The sequence below is a fragment of the Jatrophihabitans sp. GAS493 genome, assembly GCF_900230215.1.
GTDB lineage: Bacteria > Actinomycetota > Actinomycetes > Mycobacteriales > Jatrophihabitantaceae > MT45.
Map to the genome: position 1 here is coordinate 970,588 of NZ_LT907982.1, position 18,891 is coordinate 989,478.

An 18,891-nucleotide genomic window follows, 5' to 3' on the forward strand; every position below is an offset into this window, starting at 1 on the left:
GTCATTCGGCGCCAGCCTGAGAGGCACCGTGGGAGGCGTCAGTCGAGTCACCGAGGGAATCGAGGAAGTCACCGAGCTGGGCCCGCTGCTCGCGCAGTTCATCGGTGAGCTCGGAGTAGACGTGGTCGAACATCGACAGCGGTGCCGGCTCCGCAAGCTCCCGGCAGCCAGAGCGCAACCGCTCGGCCAGCTGCTGAGCCTCGGCGTCGATGTCGGCGAAGAAGTCGTCCCCGTAGCCGGCGTGGCGGGTCAGGTAGGCCCGTACCCGGGCGATCGGGTCGCGCTGGCGCCACTCTTCGACGTCCGCGCTCTCGCGGTAGCGCCCCGGGTCGTCGGAGGTGGTGTGCGGGTTCATCCGGTAGGTGAAGGCCTCGATGAGCATCGGCCCACCGCCGCTGCGGGCCCGGTCCAGGGCGTGGCGGGTGACGGCGAGGCTGGCCAGCACGTCGTTACCGTCGATGCGCACACCGGAGAAGCCGAAGCCGCTGGCTCGTCGGTAGAGCGGGTAGGAGGTCTGGGTCGACACCGGGGCGGAGATGGCCCACTGGTTGTTCTGGCAGAAGTAGACGACCGGCAGGTTCTGCGCGGCGGACCAGATGAAGGACTCGTTCACCGAGCCCTGGGAGCTGGCCCCGTCGCCGAAGAAGGCGAGCACTGCGGTGTCGGTGTCGGGGTTGCCGGTGGCCACCGCGCGGTCGCGCTGCACACCCATGGCGTAGCCGGCCGCGTGCAGCGTCTGGGCGCCGATGACGATCGTGTAGAGCGCGAAATTGTGCTCGAAGGGGTCCCACCCGCCGGCGGTGGTGCCGCGGAAGAGACCGAGTTGGGTCAGCGGGTCGATGCCGCGACACCACCCGACGCCATGCTCGCGGTAGGTGGGGAAGGCCATGTCCTGGGTGCGGAGGGCGCGCCCGGCCCCGATCTGAGCTCCCTCCTGGCCGAGCAGCGAGGCCCAGAGCCCGAGTTCGCCCTGGCGCTGCAGGGCGATCGCTTCGGTATCCACCCGGCGGACCAGGAACAGGTCGCGGTACATGTCGGCGATCTCGGCGTCGGTGACGCTGAGCGGGAAGTCGGGGTGCTCGACTCGGTCGCCTTCCGGCGTGAGGAGCTGAATCATGTCAGGGTCGGGGTCGGCTGCCCCCGCGCCGGCGTGAGGCTGCGGCGCCACGGCCTCGACGGGAGGAGCGGTCGTACTGCGCTCGCTGCGTCCGGCGATCCGGTGGTCCCGGTTGGCGATACTGCGCTTTGAGAAAGCGGTGGTCATACTCGACACACTCCCTGCTCGACGGCATCGACGGGTGGGATCGCCACCGTCAACGCCAACGTGGTCCACCGGCGTGGTTACGCCAATGGGTCATGCCGGCACCGGTGCGGGCCACGAGGGTGGTGCGGCACGAACCGGGTGAACCCCTCCACGGTAGCTGTGATGCGAGCCACTGACCAATTGCCGTCCCGACTCGCCGAAAGCTACTCGCCGGTTAGTCGCTCAGGCGGCGATCAGCTCGCTGGGCAGCGGCTCGTCGTGAACCACCACCAGCCGCGAGACGGCCCGGGTGAGCACCACATAGAGGCGGCGTAGGCCGGCGACGCGCTGGCTCTCAGCGGCCACGATGGCCGCCGGCTCCAGCAGCACGACCGAGTCGAACTCCAGTCCCTTGGCCGCGGTGGCTGGGACCACGGTGACCCGAATCTCCGGCGTTTCATTGGGGTCGGACGCGGTGGCCGGTCGATCCCCGGAGGGTGTGTCGTCCTCGGCGAAGGAGCTGGCCGCCGTGTCGTCGGTGACCTCCGAGCTGTCCAGCGTCGCCGCCTCCACGCCAGCGTCTCGCAGCCGCTGCAGGATCGCCTCGGCTCGGTCGTCGGCCACGATCACCGCCACCGACCCTTCGCGGCTCAGGCAGTCCTGTACGGCGCTGACCAGGGCGGCCGACGCGACGAAAGTCAGGGCGTCGACCCCGGCCCGGATCGAGGTCGCGGGCGGGACGTCGACCGCGACGTGCGGCAGTAGCCGGTTGGCCAGCTCCAGCACCTCGCCCGGCACCCGGTAGCCGGCCGTCAGCGGACGGATCTCGGTCTTCGGGTGGCCCAGGTGCTCCAGCGTCACCGGCCAGGCACCCGGTGCCCAGGCCGTGGTGGCCTGGGCCAGGTCCCCGAGCACCGTCACCGAGCCGAGGGGGCAGCGCCGGGCGATGGCCCGGCACTGCATCGGGGAGAGGTCCTGCGCTTCGTCGACCACCACGTGCACGTAGGTGTCGGCGCTGTTGAGCAGGCCGTGAAGCTCGTCGATGAGCACCGCGTCGGCCGCGCTGAACTTGGCTGCGCGCGCCGTACGGGGCACCTTGGCCCACAGCAGCGTCTGCTGCTCCTCCTCGCTGAGCAGGTCGCCGCCGTGGCGGCGCAGCAGCTCGGGCTCGCTGAAGAGGCGGATCAGCAGGTTCGCCGGATCAAGGGCCGGCCAGAGCTCGTCCACTGCGGCCCGGACGGGCTTGGAGCGGGCCACCTTCGCCGTCTCCGAGTCGCTCGGTGCCCCCCCGCGATCCTCGCGCTGGCGTCGGACGTCCTCGGCCAGCTGCTGGCGCAGCCGATCGCGGGCCACCCCCCAGCGCAGCGTGTCCCCGAGATCGCGGCGGGCGTCGTCGACATAACGGCGCACCCGGTACTCCGGGATGCGGTAACGCTTGTCCCCGACCGTCGCGAGCACGTCGTCGACCGGCTTGCGGATGTGACTGCGGACGAGCTTGGCCAGCACCGTGGCCAGCCGCGGGTCGCCCTTCAGGGTGGCCACCTCGTCGGGCTCGACCGCGCGCACCGGCACGTGGCCGACGAGTTCATCCACCGTCGTCTGCGCGATGCCGCCCTCACCGAGGGCGGGTAGCACCTGGGCGATGTAGCTGAGGAAGGCGGCGTTCGGCCCGACCACCAGCACCCCGGAGCGACGTAGCCGCTCCGGATAGGTATAGAGGAGGTAGGCCGCGCGGTGCAGGCCGACGGCCGTCTTTCCGGTGCCCGGCGCTCCCTGGATGCAGAGCGATTCGTCGAGCTGGGCTCGAACCAGGTCGTCCTGGTCGGGCTGGATGGTGGCCACGATGTCGCGCATCGGGCCGCTGCGCGGGCGTTCGATCTCGCCGCGCAGCAGGTTGGAGTCGAGGCCGGACTCCTCGCCCCGATCGAGGTGTTCATCCTCGAACGAGCTCAGCGCGCCGGCGTGGAAACCGAAGCGGCGCCGCAGGGTGACACCCATCCGGGACTTGCTGGTGGCCCGGTAGAAGGCGCGGGCGATCGGCGCCCGCCAGTCGATGACCACCGGGTCGCCGGCCGGGTCGCGGATGTGCCGGCGGCCGATGTGGAAGGTCTCGACGCCGGATCGGTTCGCCGCTGTGCCCTCGGTGATGTCGTTGTCGGTGCGGCCGAAGAAGGGCGGGGCGTGTGGGTCTATCTCCAGCGCGGCCAGGCGTTCGGCCCGAATTCGTCCGAGCGCCTCACTGGCCAGCGCGTCCACACCGTAGTCGGCGATCCGCTCCGCGGCGTCCCGCATAGTCACCAGACAGGTGCGGGCCAAGTCGAGGTGGGCACGCTCGGAGTCGAGAACCGAGTCAGCGGTCACGATCTGCCTTTCGGTTCGGAGTAACTTTCACACCAACCGACAAAACTACCGCTTACCTCGGACGAAGGCAGGCCCGCGTGGCGAAACACTCGGCAAAGGACCGCAAGGCAGACGGCAAACCGGCAAAGGGGGACGGTAAACCGGGCAAGCCCGAGACCCGATCCGGCAGTGACGCCCAAGAGCGAGCGCTATCAGAGGCAGCCGGGACGCTGGCCGCCTCCGCGGCCGCCCGTCGGCACATCCAGCACAGCAGCGCCGAACATGCCCGCCTCGCCGAGTCGCCGATGGCCAGCAGTCCGTGGCGTCTCTGGGGGCCCTACGTCTCCGGCCGGCAGTGGGGCACGGTCCGCGAGGACTACTCAGCCGACGGCGACGCCTGGTCGTACTTCCCGTTCGAGCAGTCGCACGCCAGGGCCTACCGCTGGGGCGAGGACGGTCTCGGCGCGATCTGCGACCGGCTCGGCTTCCTGAACTTCTCGGTCGCGCTCTGGAACGGCCGGGACCCGATCCTGAAGGAGCGCCTCTACGGGTTGACCAACGGTCAGGGCAACCATGGCGAGGACATCAAGGAGTACTGGTGGGCCGTCGACGGCACCCCGACCCACTCCTGGATGAGCTGGCTCTACCGCTACCCGCAGGCCGAGTTCCCCTACGAGCAGTTGCGGCGGGAGAACGCCGCCCGCAACCGGGACCAGCGTGAGTACGAGCTGGCCGACACCGGAGTGCTGGATCAGAACCGCTTCTTCGACGTGACCGTCGACTACGCCAAGGCCTCCACCGACGACATCTGCATCGTCATCAGCGCGACCAACCACGGCCCGGAGGCGGCGCCGCTGGACATCCTGCCGCAGGTCTGGTTCCGCAACACCTGGGCCTGGGGACGAGACGACCGGCGGCCGTCGCTGCAGTCGGTGACCCCGGCCCAGCAGGCGATCGGGGACCTGCGGGCGGTGCACTGCCGGCACGAGCAGCTGGGCAGCTACCTGCTGGCCGCCGAGGGGACGCCGCAGGTACTCGTCTGCGAGAACGAGTCGAATGACGTGGCCCTCTTCGGGTCGCCGGCGAACCCGGCGCCGTTCTGCAAGGACGGCATCAACCGTCGGGTCGTGAACGGCGACCTCGACGCGGTCGCCCCGGAGCTGTCGGCCGACGGCACCGCCCCGACCGGAACCAAGGCGGCGTTCTGGTATCACTTCGATGCGGTCCCGGCCGGCGAGACGGTGCAGGTGCGGCTGCGGCTGGCTCCGGAACTACCGACGGAGCAGACGTTCGGTCCCGGCTTCGCCGCCGTCGTCGCCGACCGGCGCAGTGAGGCCGACGAGTTCTACGACCTGGTCATCCCGCCGCCGACCGACGATGAGGCGCGCGCGATCGCCCGGCAGGCCTTCGCCGGGCTGCTCTGGGGCAAGCAGCTCTACCGGTATCGGGTGAAGGAGTGGCTCGACGGCGATCCGGGGCAGCCTGCCCCGCCGCCGGATCGACGGCTGCCCGGTGGCCGCAACGTCGAGTGGCAGAACATCGCCATCGCCGACGTCATGTCGATGCCCGACGACTGGGAGTACCCCTGGTTCGCCTCCTGGGACCTGGCCTTCCACTGCGTGGCGCTGGCCCACGTCGATCCGGCCTTCGCCAAGGAGCAGCTGGTGCTGCTCTGCCGGGAGTGGTCGATGCACCCGGACGGGCAGCTGCCGGCCTACGAATGGTCCTTCGGGGACGCCAACCCACCGGTGCATATCTGGGCCGCCTGGCGCATCTATCTCATCGACGGCTCCCGTGATCGGGACTTCCTGGAGCGGATCTTCACCAAGTCGCTGCTGAACTTCGGCTGGTGGGTGAATCGCAAGGACCCGGACGGGTCGGGGCTGTTCGAGGGCGGCTTCCTGGGGATGGACAACATCGGCCTCTTCAACCGCTCGATGCCGCTGCCGCCGGGCTACCGCCTGGAGGAGTCGGATGCGACGAGCTGGATGGGCTTCTACTGCCTGCAGATGCTCACCATCGCCATCGAGCTTGCCCTCTCCTCAGGTACAGGCGGCGGGGCCTGGGACGACCTGGCCACGAAGTTCCTCGAGCACTTCCTCTCGATCGCCGACGCCATGCAGCAGTTCGGCTCCCAGCAGGTGCAGCTCTGGGATGAGGCGGACGGCTTCTTCTACGACGTGTTGGTGCACCCCGACGGCGGCTATCAGCAGCTGCAGGTGCGCTCGATGGTCGGGTTGCTGCCGCTGCTGGCGGTGGCGACCGCGCAGGGTGGGGTGGCGCAGCGGCTGCCCGACTTCTCGGCCCGGCTGGCCTGGCTGCAACGCCGGCGACCCGATCTGATGCGGGGCTTGGTGGCCCAGCAGGGGGTTGACCCCTTCGACGGCGGCGTAGTTCTCGGTGACCGGCCCCTGATGCTCGCGCTGGTCGACGCCGAACAGCTGCGGCGTCTGCTGACCAGGATGTTCGACGAGCAGGAGTTCCTCTCCCCACACGGGCTGCGCTCGCTCTCGGCCTCCTACCGGACCCCGTTCAACACAGTGGTCGAGGGGCAGCAGGTGAGCATCGACTACGAGCCCGGCGAGTCGCGGACCGGGCTATTCGGCGGCAACTCGAACTGGCGGGGTCCGGTGTGGTTGCCGGTGAACATCCTGCTGGCCGATGCGATGCGGGCCTTCGGGGCCTTCCACGGTGACGAGGAACTGGTGGCCGGCTACACCGGGACGGGCGCGGCCGACGAGATCGACCGACGCATCATCGGCCTCTTCCGGGTCGGCGACGGGGGCACCCGTCCCTGCGACGGATCCCGCATCGAGGCCAGCTCCGATCCGCTGTGGCGCGACCACCTCACCTTCAGCGAGTACTTCGACGGCGACACCGGCGAGGGACTCGGGGCCACCCACCAGACCGGCTGGACGGCGCTGGTCGCGCACCTGATCTGCAGCGGAGACCGTTGAGCGGCATCCCCTCGCCGACCGTCGCCCTGCTGGCGGCCCGGGCCGCCCTCCTCGCGGTGCCCGGGCAGCGGCGCATTCTGGGCATCAGCGGGGCGCCGGGCAGCGGCAAGTCCACGCTGGCCGATCAGCTGGCGGCGGCGCTGGGCGAGCGGAGCAGCGTCGTCGGGATGGACGGCTTTCACCTGGCCAACTGCCAGCTCGAGGCCGACCAGCGTCCCCGGAAGGGAGCCTCGGATACTTTCGACGCGGACGGCTACCTGGCCCTGCTGCGCCGGCTTCGGGAGAACGCCGAACCGGTGATCTATGCCCCGCGCTTCAGCCGGGAGCTGGACGAGCCGGTGGCCGGCGCGGTTGCGGTGCCCCAGCGCGTGCAGCTGGTGATCACCGAGGGAAACTACCTGCTGCTGGACTCTGCCCCCTGGGTCGGCGTGCGGGAGCTACTCGATGAGGCCTGGCAGCTCGTCGACGAATCGCCGCAGCTCAGACGCGATCGTCTGGTCGAGCGCTACCTCGGCTTTGGCTGGAGTCGGGCGCGGGCTGAGGAGAAGGCGGCCGGGGTGGATGAGCAGAATTCGGCGCTGGTCGACGCGGTCGCTGGGCGCGCGGACCTGCTGGTGGAGCTCTCCGGTAATTCGCGACACGAATCTGAGAGCTAACCGGTTCACCGTTGGGAATTGTCGACTTGGCGAAGTAAGCTCGCCGAGGCCTGCAAATCTGGCAGGTTTATCCAACTGAGGGGCTTTTTCTATGCCGACGACTGCTCACGAGGCGACCGACAGCATCTTTTCATCCGGATACGCCCGGGTAGTTCTCGACGATGATCAGGCCGCCGTACTGGCGAATGCACTGGACCGTTGCAACAAGTTCTTCGCCGAACCGCTGGACGTCAAGACCGCGTACGCCAGCGATGACTTCAACTACGGCTACCGCCCGATGGGCCACGAATACTCGGTCTCGCCGGACCGCCTGGACATCAACGAGGTATTCACCCTCTGGTCCGACCGCACCGATCTCATCCCGAACCGCGAGCAGCTCGGTGAGCTCACCGACGCGCTCCTGGGCTGGCGCGGAGTGCTCTACCCGCTGGTCGCCGGTATCTTCGCCGAGATCGCCAGCCGCTTCGACGGTGCCACGGCACCAGAGTTCGGCGCCGCCTCCTACCTACAGATCAACAACTACTTCCTGGCCCCGGCCGATCGTGACCTGCTGCAGGATCGGCACGAGGACGGCCACCTGGTCACCGTGCTCTACGGCACCGCCCCCGGCCTGGAGATCTACCTCGACGACGACGCCGCCACCCCGGTGAGCACGGCCCCGAACGAGGTGCTGATCATGCCGGGATCGGCGATGACGCTCATCACCGGCGGTGTCATCAAGCCGCTGTACCACCAGGTCCGCAACCTGAACCTGGATGACCGCCAGTCGATCATGTTCTTCGTCAACCCGGAGATGGCCGTGCCGCTGCACGCCTGGAGCGGCACCGACGAGGAGCGCGCGATCGACATCCGCGAGCCGATTCGCCAGGCTCCCGGCATGTTCGGCCTGCCTGAAGTTCCGGCGCTGTAGCCGGCTGAGTTGAGCCTTCACGCCGGTTCGGACGCGGCCGCCTCGACTCAGAAGCGGGGTCGGCGAATCGCCATGTCGTCGGACGAGGTGGACGCCTTCCTCGGGGTTCAGCGCACCTGCCGGGTGGCCACCAGCAGCCATGACGGCCCGCACCTGACGCCGCTGTGGTTCGTCTGGCACAACCAGGCACTCTGGCTCTACTCGCTCAACCGCAGTCAGCGTTGGGCCGACATCATCCGCGCGCCGCGAGTCGCGGTGCTGATCGATGCCGGCGTCGAGTACGCCAGCCTGCACGGCGTGGAGATCCGGGGCGACGCGGTCGTGATCGGTGAGGTGCCGCGCACCGGAGCCGAGCTGGCGCCCGATGAGCAGGAGCTGCTGACCGTCGAGGGAATCTTCGCGCGGAAGTACTTCGACATCGCCGAACTCTGGCACGACGGGCGGCACGCGTGGCTGCGAGTCACCCCGGAGGCGCTGCGCAGCTGGGACTTCCGCAAGATCTAACCGCTTTTGGCACACCTGCAGGGATAGTCCCTGCAGATGTGCCAAAAGCGTTGGGGTTGGATGGGTCAGCGTTCCCAGTCCCGCGCCTCCTGGTAGCCGAAGAACGCCCGTTTGCGGATCAGTTCGGCCACCTCGACCGGCACCATCGCCTCCCAGCTCGGGTCGCCGGCGGCGATGCGCCGCAGCACGTCCCGGCTCAGGATCGGCAGGTACTCGGGGTGGTAGTTGTCCAGCTCGACGAAGCTGCCGCGCCCAGCCAGGTAGTCATAGAGCGGCTGCAGCTCACTGGAGACCCGCAGCGTCTCCACGGTGACCGTCTCCTCGCCGGTCGAGTCTGAGCCGTCTGCGCCGGCCTTACGCATCGGATAGACGTAGAGCTTCAGATCGTTCTTGAACAGACGCCCGAAGCTCTCCAGGATCCCGCCCGGCAACTCCTGGTAGTTCGCCTCGTCGAAGAGATCGATCAGGCTGGGGACGCCCATGACGATGCCGATCGGCCCGTCGGTACGCCAGGCCAGGTAAGCGGCGAGGCGGTGGTAGGCGACGTAGTCGGAGATGAGCACCGTCATGCCGCAGGCGGCCAGCAGGTCGGCCCGGGCCAGGAAGTCGCGGCGGTCCACGTCGGCTCCGCCGGCCAGCAGGTTGGCCATCGTCAGTTCGGTGAGGCGCAGAAGTTCCCGTCCGGCGACGGTGGGCAGCGCCTTGAACTTCTCCTCAGCCGAGTCGAGCATGTCGATGTTGACCACGGTCGGCGGCCGAAAACTACCGCGTTCGACCAGGATGGCCTTCTTGCGCAGCACCTCGCTGGGCTGCAGCACCTCACGGTCGGGTCCGAACATAGCCGCGCCGGAGAGTCCGAGTTGCACGAGCTTCAGTGCCATCAGACGGTTATCCACCGAGCGGAATTCGATGCCACGGAACTGGATCATGTCGATCTCGATGCGATCAGTGGTGAGGCGGTCCAGCAGATTCTCGATCACCTGATCGGGCTCGTGATGCTCGAAGAACGCGCCGTGCAGGAGGTTCACCCCGACGATGCCCAGTGCCTCCTGCTGCAGCGAAGCCTCGTTGTCGAGCATCCGCACGTGCAGGATGATCTGGCTGGCCTCGTCGTTCGGGCTGGCCTGGAACTTCACGCCCATCCAGCCGTGGCACTCATTGCCACCCCGGTAGCTGCGGGCGACTACGGTGTCGGCGAAGGCGAAGAAGGCGGTGCTCTCGCCACGCGCCTCGGCCAGCCGGTCGACGTTGAGCTTGTACTCGTGGTCGAGCATCGCCTGCAGCCGGGACATCGAGACGTAGCGGCCGGACTTGCCGTAGACGGCGTCGCTGACCGCCATGTCGTAGGCGGAGATGGTCTTGGCGATGGTGCCGGCCGCCCCACCGGCCCGGAAGAACCAGCGCGCGACCTCCTGCCCGGCTCCGATCTCGGCAACCGTGCCGTACCAGCGCGGGTCGAGATTGATGCGCAGCGCCTTCTGATGGGTGTCGCCGACGATGTCCATGCTGGGCTCCGTTCGCGGTGGGCGATCCGTGCGGTGTCCGGGCAGCGGCTTCGGTGACGCCGCGCTCACGATAACCCGCGCGCCCACTCCCTCCCAATCGATCCGATCGGCCCGGTGATCGCGAATAGCAGTGGCGCATCGCCGTGATCTGGGTTCAGGGGGTCCGCTGGCTCAGGTCGTAGACGATCGAGGTCCCGACCTGCATCCGGCGAAAGTACTTGTGGACCCACCGACGGATCGCGGTCGACGTGGCGTTGAGTTGGGGCGCGGTGCCGTTCGGTCCGAAAACGTCGAGAAAATAGCCGATCTCGCCCCGTTTGACGTCACTCTGGAACTGCTTGAGCGTCGGTGTCGCGTCAGCGTCCTCGAAGCCGCCGATCGCCATGATCGGCAGTCCACCCGAGTCGAGCTCAAGATTCGCCACCTTCTGCGAGGTGATCGCGGCCAGCACCCAGCGGTCGCGATTCTGGCGGAGCAGTGCGATCAGGTCGACCACGCTGCGGCCGGGTGGCCCCGGTGGCTTGCTGGCCGCGCGCACCCCGGCCATCGGGTTGGTACCGGTCTGGACCAGGGAGGCGGTCTGCAGCGAGAGACCGAGCGGCGCCACCAGCAGCGCGACCACCGCCACTGCGGCGACGACCTGCGGTCGAAGGACGATGCTGCGCACCGGAGCGCCCGTCCGCCAACTCCCCAGACTCGCCATCATCAGACTCGCCAACATCAGTGTCGCCCCGGCGACAGAGGCGCCCAGCGCGATGTAGCGGAGCTCCGGCTGCCAGTTTGGGAGACGGCCAAGCAGCAGCCAGGCCGTCCAGCCGGTGCCGATCAGGGTGAGCGCAGCTACGAGCTGAATCAGCGGCTCCCCTCGGCGCGGCCAGAGCTCGCCGGCGCCGGCGGCCACCAGTGCGCAGCTGGCGGGGGCCAGTTGCACCGTGTAGTAGGCGTGGCTGGGGCCGCTCATGAAGCTCAGTACGACGCCGGTGACGACGAGCCAGCCACCCCAGAGCAGCAGACTCGCCGCCGCCGGGTCGAAGGGTCGGCGATCCGGCAGTGCTCGGCGGTGACGCCACGCCCAGGCCAGCACCAGCAGCGCGACGAAAGCCGGCGGCAGCAGCCAGGCGATCTGGCCACCGAGTTGCTCGCTGAACAGCCGCCCGGGTCCGGGGGCGCCACTGAACCGGGATCCCGCGACGCTGGCTCCGTCGAGTCGACCGACCCCGTTGGCCCCTAGCGCCAGACCCAACGGCGTGTTGTCCTTGGAGCCGCCGATGTAGGGGCGGCCTGACGCCGGCCAGAGCGTCACGATGAGCACCCACCAGCCGGCGCTGGCCAGGAAGGCCAGCAGTGCGGCCGTGAGCTGGAGCAGGCGTCGCGTCAGGCTGGCCTGAGCCGTCAGCAGGTAGGCGAGCGCGATGCCGGGGATGAGGGTCAGGGGTTGGAGGCCCTTGGCCAGGAACGCGAATCCGAGCGCGGAGCCGGCCAGCAGTAGCCAACCGGTCGACGCCGACTCGATCGCCCGTACCGTGCAGTACCCGGCGAGGACCAGCAGCAGCGCCATGGCGGCGTCGGGGTTGTTGAAGCGGAACATCGCCACCGCGACCGGCGTGACCGCCAAGGCGGCTCCGGCCAGCAGTCCCGCTCCGCGGCCGTACCAGCGACTCACCGCCGCGTAGAGCAGTGCCACCGCCGCGACACCTTCCAGCGCCTGCGGAGCCAGCATGCTCCATGACGAGAAGCCGAAGATCCGACCCGAGAGCTCCATGATCCAGAGCGACGCCGGCGGCTTGTCGACGGTGATGAAGTTGGAGCGGTCCAATGACCCGAAGAAGAAGGCCTTCCAGCTCTGCGTACCGGCTTGGACGGCCGCCGCGTAGAAACTGTTGGCATAACGCGACGCCGACAGCCGCCAGAGATAGAGCACGGCGGTCGCGACGAGCAGGACCGCGAGCCCCAGACGGTGCCGGAGCTCGACGTCGGGGACGGGGCCGTGCCCGAGCTCGCGATCGGTTCGAGTGCTGGTCATCGACCAAACCAGGCGGACGACGAAGCGGGTGCGGACACCCGCCCATTGCACCGCAGCCCACCTGTGGGGGTCCGGAGAACCGAGCTGCGTTCTTGGCAGCACGACCGGCAATCCCCGGTCATCCCGGCAAAACCGGGGAAGCAGAGCGCGGCGGCCCCACCCGGAGTGGGACCGCCGCGAAGAGTGCTATTCGAGGTGGCGATTCGAGCTCAAGCCGCCCGGTTACTACTCGGCCAGCCGCAGCTTCAGCGAAGCGAGTTCGTCCTGCAGCGACGTCGGAAGCTGGCTGCCAATCTTCTCGAACCACTCGTCGATCTGCGGCAGCTCGTTGCGCCACTCGTCAACGTCCACCTTGACGGCGATGGCGAGCTGCTCCTCCGTCATGTCCAGACCCTCGACGTCGAGTGAGCCCGGCGTCGGGACCCGGCCGATCGGGGTGTCGATGGCGGCCGCCGTACCGGCGATGCGCTCCAGCGCCCACTTGATGACCCGGATGTTCTCACCGAAGCCCGGCCAGACGAACTTGTTGTTCTCGTCGCGGCGGAACCAGTTGACGTAGAAGATCTTCGGCAGCTTGACCGCGTCGGCGCTCTTGCCGACCTCGATCCAGTGCGCGAAGTAGTCACCGGCGTTGTAGCCGATGAACGGGAGCATCGCCATCGGGTCACGACGCACGACTCCGACCGCACCGGTGGCGGCGGCGGTGGTCTCCGAGGAGAGGGTCGCCCCCATGAAGACACCGTGCTGCCAGTCGCGAGCCTCGGTGACCAACGGGACCGTGTCGCGGCGACGCCCGCCGAAGAAGATCGCGTCCAGCGGCACGCCGTTCGGGTCGTCCCACTCGGCGGCCTTCGTGTCGCACTGCGAGATAGGGGTGCAGTAGCGGGAGTTCGGGTGGCTGGAGAGGCCCTCCGACTCGGGCGTCCAATCGTTGCCCTTCCAGTCGGTGAGGTGCGCCGGCGGCTCGCCCATGCCCTCCCACCAGATGTCCCCGTCGTCGGTCAGGGCGACGTTGGTGAAGAGCGAGTTGCCCTTGGCGATGGTGCGCATCGCGTTCGGGTTGGTGTGGAAGTCGGTGCCTGGGGCAACGCCGAAGAAGCCGAACTCGGGGTTGACGGCGTAGAAGCGGCCGTCCTCTCCGATACGGATCCAGGCGATGTCGTCGCCGATGGTCTCAAGCTTCCAGCCCGGCAGCGTCGGCTCGAGCATGGCCAGGTTCGTCTTGCCGCAGGCCGACGGGAAGGCGGCGGCGATGTAGGAGACCTTGTTCTCCGGAGAGGTGACCTTGGCGATGAGCATGTGCTCGGCCAGCCAACCCTCGTCACGGGCCTTCACCGATGCGATGCGCAGCGAGTAACACTTTTTGCCGAGCAGGGCGTTGCCGCCGTATCCCGATCCGTAGGACCAGATGAGGCGCTCCTCCGGGAACTGCACGATGTACTTGGTGTCGTTGCACGGCCACGCGACATCGGCCTGACCGGGCTCCAGCGGAGCGCCGACCGAGTGCAGGCCTGGAACGAAGTCGGCGTCTTCTCCGAAGAGGGCCAGTGCCTTCGACCCGAGGCGCGTCATGATGTGCATCGAGGCGACGACGTAGGCCGAGTCGGTGATCTCGGCGCCGAGCATCGGCTCCTTGGCGTCGAGCGGGCCCATGCAGTACGGAATGACGTACATGGTTCGCCCGCGCATGGCACCGCGGAAGTGCTCGGTGAGGAGCACCTTCATGTCGTCGGGGTCCATCCAGTTGTTGGTGGCACCGGCGTCGCGCGGGTCGCGGGAGCAGATGTAGGTGCGGTCTTCGACCCGGGCGACGTCCGTCGGGTCGGAGGCGCAGTAGAACGAGTTGGGCTTGATGTCTTCGTTGAGCTTGACGAAGGTGCCGGCGGCGACCAGCGCATCGGTGACTCGGACCCATTCCTCGGGTGAACCGTCAACCCAGGTAATGGAGTCGGGCTGGAGTAGCTCAGCCGATTCACGAACCCACGCGAGGAGCCGGGCATGGCTGGTCGGCGCGTCTTCCAAGCCGATAATAGTTGCGGAACTCGTCATACTGATCTCCTAGACAGTCGGCATTGACTGATCGTGAATTGCGAATGAATCGCACCGGAATCATCAGACTTTATCCGCTGTAATCGCTTGCAAATGGGCCTTCGTCTGCGTCTCTTGTCACAAGAAGGCACTCAGGGTGTCACTAAATCGATCTAGTAGGCGTGGGCCTCGTCACGATGCCTTCGCTGTGCCGTCAAGCCGCGGGTCAACGGGCGTCAAGACGCTGATCGACGGGCGTCAAGACGCCTTACTCACCGTTGACATGTTGAAGTCGGCAACCCGCACCGGAGGCATGCTGGCCCGGGTGAAGTAGTCACTCCACTCCCGCGGCAGCGTGTGCACGCTCTGCCCCACTTCGGTGATCCGGCCCAGCAGGTCGATCGGTGATTCATTGAAGCGGAAGTTGTTCACCGCCCCGACCACCTTGCCGTCCTCGATGAGGTAGACGCCGTCACGAGTGAGCCCGGTGAGCAGCAGCGTCTGGGGGTCGACCTCCCGGATGTACCAGAGGCAGGTCAGCAGCAGGCCGCGCTTGGTGGAGGCGATCATCTCCTCCAGCGAAGCCGTGCCACCGCCTTCGAGAATGAGGTTGCCGGTCATCAGGCGCGGCGGCTCTGCACTGCGCTGCGCCCAGGAACGGCTGCGGGCCAGGTTGCTGAGGACGCCGTCGCGGATCCAGTCGATGGGTGAGATCTCGGCACCGTTGTCGAAGACCGACTGGGTGCCGGCCTCGGATGAGGTGACGATCTCGAACGGGGCGCATTCGATTCCAGCCGCGGCCGGGTCCGAGCGCAGCGTGAGCGGGAGGGTGGCCAGCCGCTCGCCGATTCGGGTCGCGCCGTCGGGACCGGCGAAGACGCTGCGACCCTCCTCAGCGTCCCGCGACGAGGTGGACCAGTAGGCGTCGATCAACAGATCGGCGACGGCGGTCGGCGGCAGGATCGTCTCGTACCTACCGGCCGGCAGCGAGATGGAGTTGGCCGCCCAATCCAGGCGGGTATGCAGCTCGTCGGTGAGGGCCGTGACGTCGATGTCGCTGAAGCTGGTGGTGTGCGCACCGATCCAGGCCGAGCGGGCGAAGTCACCGGACTTGGCGTTGATCTCAACCCGGCCGTTGGGCTGGTCGTAGCGGCGGCGCAGCCCGGTGGAGCTGGCGACGAAGGTGGAGCTGAGTTGGTGCTCGGCGAAACCGAAGAGCAGCCGGTCGCTGCCCCGCGCCTTGTCGAAGGCCTGACCGAGGGCCGTCGCGAAGTCGGCGAACACCGTGACGCTGGTCTGCGCCGGATCGTCGGCGTATCCCGCGTCAGGTGCCCCGGCCTCGATCAGTGGCATGACGTCCTCAGCCGGTCCGGAGGCCCGGGCCGCCGCCTCGCTCTCGGAGACCAGCGCGCCGAGCTCCTCAGCTGTGGTGACCGAGCGGGTGATAACGCCGACGCCGGTGCCGGCGTCGCTGCGGATCAGGGAGATGACCGCCATCGAGCGCGAGGTCATCTGCCCATTGGTGGTGAGGTTGTTGTTGGCCCAACGCAGATTCGTCTCGCTGTGCTCGGTGGCCACGACGATGCAGTCGTCGGCCGTTGAGACGAGTAGCGCCTGCTCGACAAGTTCCTGGATCTGAGCCATCAACGGCCTCCCTCAGCCTGGGTGTTGAGCACGTTGACGCCTCGGAAGAGCGCGGACGGGCAGCCGTGCGAGACCGCGGCGACCTGCCCGGGCTGCCCCTTGCCACAGTTGAAGGCGCCACCCAAGACGTAGGTCTCGGGCCCTCCGACGGCCTCCATCGAGCCCCAGAAGTCCGTGGTGGTGGCCTGGTAGGCCACGTCGCGCAGCTGCCCGGCCAGCTTGCCGTCCTCGATCGCGTAGAACCGCTGCCCGGTGAACTGGAAGTTGTAGCGCTGCATGTCGATCGACCAGGAGCGGTCGCCGAGGATGTAGATGCCCCGCTCGACCCGGGAGATCAGCTCCTCGGTGGAGGGGCCGTCGGGCTCCGGCTGCAGGGAGACGTTGGCCATCCGCTGCAGCGGAATATGCCCGGAGGAGTCAGCGAAGGCGCAGCCGTTCGAGCGGGGACCCGAGCCGGGCTGGGCGGCCAGGTTGTTGTCCTGAGCCATCTGCCGGTTGAGCTGATACCCGACCAGGGTGCCACCGGAGACGATGTCGAACGACTGCGTCTGCACGCCCTCGTCGTCGTAGCCGATGGTGGCCAGGCCGTGCGGCACCGTCCGGTCGCCGACGACGTTCAGAGCCGCGCTGCCGTACTCCAGCGAACCGAGTTGGTCCAGCGTGGCGAAGGAGGTTCCGGCGTAGGCCGCCTCGTACCCCAGTGCGCGGTCGAGCTCGGTGGCGTGCCCGATCGACTCGTGGATGGTCAGCCAGAGGTTGGACGGGTGGATGACCAGGTCGTAACTGCCCGCGGCCACGGTCGGAGCCTTCGCGTGCTCGGAGAGCAGGCCGGGCAGCTCGCCCAACTCGGCCTCGAAGTCCCAGCCGGTTCCGGTGAGGTACTCCCAGCCGCGCCCGACCGGTGGGGCGAGAGTACGCATCGAGAAGAACGCGCCGGCCGCCCGATCGACGTGCACGCCGGTGAACTGGGGGTGAATTCGCACCCGCTGCTGGGTGGTCGAGGTGCCGCTGGAGTCGGCGTAGAACTTGTTCTCGATCACCTGCATCAGCATCGCGTCGGCGTGGTCGACCCCGTCCCCGGCCAGCAGCCGCTCGCTCAACTCGACCATCCGGGCGACCCGCTCGCTCTCCGGGATGTCGAAGGGATTGACCTCGTAGGCCGAGATCCAGGTCGCCCCCGGGTAGGAGGGCTCGGGAGCCAGTAGCACCGGCTCGCTGCTCAATACCCGGCTGACTTTCGCGGTGGCCACGGCCTGCTCGGCGAGCCCGGCGGCCGCCTCCGGAGTGCGGGCGATCCCACTGGCGAAGCCCCAGGCCCCGTTGTGAATCACGCGAACCGCGAGCCCGAGATCCTCGCTGTCGCTGCTGGAGTCCAGCGCCGCATCCCGGATGCTCAACATCGCCGTGCGGATCCGTTCGAGGCGGAAGTCGGCATGCTCAGCACCGAGCTCCGCCGCCCTGGTCAGCGCCGCGTCGGCCAGTGCGGTCAGCGGAAGCGCGACGAACGAGGGATCGAGTTCAGCCATGCGTAGCAACCTACCGGGGAGGCATGACAATTCTTCGCTGGCCGGCCCGACGGGCCGGGACGGCACCCTCAGCAGGCGGAGAGGCCGCCGAAGTAACCCTTGTTGAACGCGGTGATCCGGGTCAACCCGGTGGTACCGCGTTCGCCGAGGGCCTGGTTGGTCCCCACCACCGAGAGCACGGCGGTGGTGGCCTCATCCATGTCCGAGGGAGAGAGGTAGAAGCCGCCCTGGGCTTCGCTCGACGGCACGTTGACCGAGGCCGCGTAGGCGCCGGTGTAGCAGCTGGCACTGATCAGCGCGGTCGAATCGTCGAGTGAACGGCTGAACAGCTGCGAGCGCACCGCGAGCCCCCATCCGTAGGCCAGCAGTGTGCCGAGTGAGAAGTCTCCGGCTTGGTAGGCCCGCTGGGCGAGCGCCGTGCTGTAGTACACCGTGTTGTCGTCCGGGCAGTAGGCGAACTGCGTCTGCGGATGCGTTGCGCACGGCGGGTGGTCGGCCTGGGCGATCTTCACATCCGACCACGGCTTGCCTATCGTCTTGGCCGCGCTGCGCCAGAACTGGTTGAGGTCCGGCTCCAGGCCACCGCCACCGCCGCCGCTCGGGTTCACCGGCGCCTGGTTGAGGACCTGAGCCATCGGCTGATTGCCGCCCTGGGTGTAGTCGGCGTCGCTGGTGTAGCCCCGCTCGGTGAAGGAGCGGTCGGCCCACTTGTCGCTGAAACAGGCCTTCACGCCTTCGTTGATTCCAGTTGCGAAGGCGCCGACCCGGTCGAACCCGTTGCCATGGGTGCCGCTGTCGCTCTCCGAGTGCGGCTCCGGGTCGCGGAGCTGGATGTAGCCGACCAGCACCTCGTCCAGCGCGGCCTGGGTGACCCGCACGTGCGATGACTTGAAGTTCATCACCCACGCCGTGAATGCACCCGCAGCGCAGTCGGCCTGGGTCTCCTTGGCGATGGAGGACTGAGCGTGCATGATGCCGAGACGGGCCTGAATCGCGTGCCCGAACTCATGGGCGAACATGGCCGCGACGAAATAGGGGCCGTACTCCTTAGCCAATTTCGGGATCAGCCCGACCCGGTCGTAGGCGATGGAGTCGTCAAGTGAGCAGTAGAAGGCGTTATCCTCGACGATTCTGATGCCGACCTCGGCGATGCAGGCGTTCCGCTCGGCCGACGGCGTCGGTGCCGTGTCGTCAACCGAGTAGATGTCGCCCTTGAGCGAGCTGAGGCTCTTCCCGCCGGAGATGCTGGGGTAGTTGAGCCGCCAGAACGCCTCGATGTCGGTGAGCGCGTTCTTGGCCAGCCGGTCGAAGTCGGTGGTGGTCGAGCCCTGGATGCTGAGGTTGGCGTCCGGGGCCAGCGGCGGGATCCCGGAGGTGGCCTGGCCGCTGACCAGGTCCGAGCATCCGGCCAGCGCGAGGGTAAGGGCGATCATCACCGTGCTGACGAGCAGCGGGACCCAGCGTCGTGAGGCGACGCGACTCCGGTGTTGCATGTGAGCCGATCCCTCCGGTGGGGCCCTGAATTACCCAACTGACCACGCGAATATTGCCGCGC

The 18,891-nt window shown here is 68.1% G+C and carries 12 protein-coding genes; 4 read left to right on the top strand and 8 right to left on the bottom strand.

Annotated elements, in window-relative coordinates:
• Nucleotide 1: 1 nt before the first annotated feature.
• Complete coding sequence (locus CPH63_RS04485; protein ID WP_096301755.1) at nucleotides 2-1,264, bottom strand: thiamine pyrophosphate-dependent dehydrogenase E1 component subunit alpha; 1,263 nt, start codon at nucleotides 1,262-1,264, stop codon at nucleotides 2-4.
• 222 nt (nucleotides 1,265-1,486) lie between these two features.
• Nucleotides 1,487-3,604, bottom strand: coding sequence for an AAA family ATPase (locus CPH63_RS04490; RefSeq protein WP_197704572.1), 2,118 nt, complete (start codon nucleotides 3,602-3,604; stop codon nucleotides 1,487-1,489).
• 284 nt (nucleotides 3,605-3,888) lie between these two features.
• Here CPH63_RS04490 and CPH63_RS04495 point away from each other — a divergent pair, with 284 nt between their 5' ends.
• The 4 genes from CPH63_RS04495 (at nucleotide 3,889) to CPH63_RS04510 (ending at nucleotide 8,610) form a co-directional block, all read left to right on the top strand.
• On the top strand, nucleotides 3,889-6,540 hold the full coding sequence (locus tag CPH63_RS04495) for a glucosidase (protein ID WP_096304943.1): 2,652 nt from the start codon (nucleotides 3,889-3,891) through the stop codon (nucleotides 6,538-6,540).
• The gene (locus tag CPH63_RS04500) at nucleotides 6,537-7,196 is read left to right on the top strand and encodes a nucleoside/nucleotide kinase family protein (RefSeq protein WP_096301756.1); all 660 of its coding nucleotides are present in this window, start codon (nucleotides 6,537-6,539) and stop codon (nucleotides 7,194-7,196) included. Before CPH63_RS04495 ends, CPH63_RS04500 begins: the two co-directional genes overlap by 4 nt.
• 91 nt (nucleotides 7,197-7,287) lie before the next feature.
• Nucleotides 7,288-8,106 carry a 2OG-Fe(II) oxygenase family protein gene (locus CPH63_RS04505; protein WP_096301757.1) on the top strand — a complete coding sequence of 273 codons (819 nt, stop codon included), beginning with the start codon at nucleotides 7,288-7,290 and terminating at the stop codon, nucleotides 8,104-8,106.
• A 72-nt stretch (nucleotides 8,107-8,178) separates the two neighbouring features.
• Nucleotides 8,179-8,610: a pyridoxamine 5'-phosphate oxidase family protein gene (locus CPH63_RS04510; RefSeq protein WP_096304944.1), complete on the top strand. Its 432-nt coding sequence runs from the start codon at nucleotides 8,179-8,181 to the stop codon at nucleotides 8,608-8,610.
• Nucleotides 8,611-8,675: 65 nt separating this feature from the next.
• Here the strand turns inward: CPH63_RS04510 and CPH63_RS04515 are convergent, their stop codons facing one another.
• The 6 genes from CPH63_RS04515 to CPH63_RS04540 all read right to left on the bottom strand — a co-directional run bounded on the left by CPH63_RS04515 (nucleotide 8,676) and on the right by CPH63_RS04540 (nucleotide 18,829).
• Nucleotides 8,676-10,115, bottom strand: a complete 1,440-nt coding sequence (locus CPH63_RS04515; RefSeq protein ID WP_096301758.1) for a nicotinate-nucleotide adenylyltransferase — start codon at nucleotides 10,113-10,115, stop codon at nucleotides 8,676-8,678.
• A gap of 154 nt (nucleotides 10,116-10,269) precedes the next feature.
• The gene (locus tag CPH63_RS04520; RefSeq protein ID WP_096301759.1) at nucleotides 10,270-12,138 is read right to left on the bottom strand and encodes a glycosyltransferase family 39 protein; all 1,869 of its coding nucleotides are present in this window, start codon (nucleotides 12,136-12,138) and stop codon (nucleotides 10,270-10,272) included.
• A gap of 225 nt (nucleotides 12,139-12,363) precedes the next feature.
• Nucleotides 12,364-14,187 (bottom strand): phosphoenolpyruvate carboxykinase (GTP), encoded by a 1,824-nt coding sequence (locus tag CPH63_RS04525; protein ID WP_096301760.1) that lies wholly within the window; start codon nucleotides 14,185-14,187, stop codon nucleotides 12,364-12,366.
• 237 nt (nucleotides 14,188-14,424) lie between these two features.
• Nucleotides 14,425-15,810 (bottom strand): TldD/PmbA family protein, encoded by a 1,386-nt coding sequence (locus tag CPH63_RS04530; protein WP_096301761.1) that lies wholly within the window; start codon nucleotides 15,808-15,810, stop codon nucleotides 14,425-14,427.
• Complete coding sequence (locus CPH63_RS04535) at nucleotides 15,810-17,336, bottom strand: TldD/PmbA family protein (protein WP_096301762.1); 1,527 nt, start codon at nucleotides 17,334-17,336, stop codon at nucleotides 15,810-15,812. Before CPH63_RS04535 ends, CPH63_RS04530 begins: the two co-directional genes overlap by 1 nt.
• A gap of 68 nt (nucleotides 17,337-17,404) precedes the next feature.
• The gene (locus tag CPH63_RS04540) at nucleotides 17,405-18,829 is read right to left on the bottom strand and encodes a hypothetical protein (RefSeq protein ID WP_096301763.1); all 1,425 of its coding nucleotides are present in this window, start codon (nucleotides 18,827-18,829) and stop codon (nucleotides 17,405-17,407) included.
• Nucleotides 18,830-18,891: the final 62 nt, after the last annotated feature.

Coding starts and splice junctions, on each gene's coding strand:
- CPH63_RS04485 (WP_096301755.1), bottom strand. CDS start 1,264: ATGACCACCGCTTTCTCAAAGCGCAGTATCGCCAACCGGGACCACCGG.
- CPH63_RS04495 (WP_096304943.1), top strand. CDS start 3,889: ATGGCCAGCAGTCCGTGGCGTCTCTGGGGGCCCTACGTCTCCGGCCGG.
- CPH63_RS04505 (WP_096301757.1), top strand. CDS start 7,288: ATGCCGACGACTGCTCACGAGGCGACCGACAGCATCTTTTCATCCGGA.
- CPH63_RS04510 (WP_096304944.1), top strand. CDS start 8,179: ATGTCGTCGGACGAGGTGGACGCCTTCCTCGGGGTTCAGCGCACCTGC.
- CPH63_RS04515 (WP_096301758.1), bottom strand. CDS start 10,115: ATGGACATCGTCGGCGACACCCATCAGAAGGCGCTGCGCATCAATCTC.
- CPH63_RS04520 (WP_096301759.1), bottom strand. CDS start 12,138: ATGACCAGCACTCGAACCGATCGCGAGCTCGGGCACGGCCCCGTCCCC.
- CPH63_RS04525 (WP_096301760.1), bottom strand. CDS start 14,187: ATGACGAGTTCCGCAACTATTATCGGCTTGGAAGACGCGCCGACCAGC.
- CPH63_RS04530 (WP_096301761.1), bottom strand. CDS start 15,810: ATGGCTCAGATCCAGGAACTTGTCGAGCAGGCGCTACTCGTCTCAACG.
- CPH63_RS04535 (WP_096301762.1), bottom strand. CDS start 17,336: ATGGCTGAACTCGATCCCTCGTTCGTCGCGCTTCCGCTGACCGCACTG.
- CPH63_RS04540 (WP_096301763.1), bottom strand. CDS start 18,829: ATGCAACACCGGAGTCGCGTCGCCTCACGACGCTGGGTCCCGCTGCTC.